The following is a 246-nucleotide window of genomic DNA, read 5'->3' as shown; positions in this document are numbered from 1 at the left end:
CTTGGGAAAGCGCTCGGGATGGCGCGGCGCCCACACCAGCAGCAGGTTCGGGAACTGGCGGGCCAGGCGCCGATGCAGTTCGATCACCGCAGCTTCCTCGCCCTCATGGGTACTGGCGGCGATCCACACCGGCCGCGTCGCCGGCACGCGCGCATGGAAGTCGTCGACGAAGGCCGGCAACTGTTCGGGTACGGCGATGTCGAACTTCAGGTTGCCCAGGGCGACGACCTGGTCCGGTCGCGCACC

The 246-nt window shown here is 69.1% G+C and carries 1 protein-coding gene; it reads right to left on the bottom strand.

The annotated features are described in order from the left end of the window. On the bottom strand, positions 1 to 246 hold a 246-nt coding region (locus tag SB658_RS26535), incomplete at both ends, for a hypothetical protein (RefSeq protein WP_410603479.1).

The organism is Bacillus sp. SIMBA_008 (genome assembly GCF_046535495.1).
In the GTDB taxonomy this organism is placed as follows: Bacteria; Bacillota; Bacilli; order Bacillales; family Bacillaceae; genus Bacillus; species Bacillus subtilis.
The sequence above is the reverse complement of the archived record's forward strand: the minus strand, read 5'-3'. Positions and strand labels throughout refer to the sequence as shown.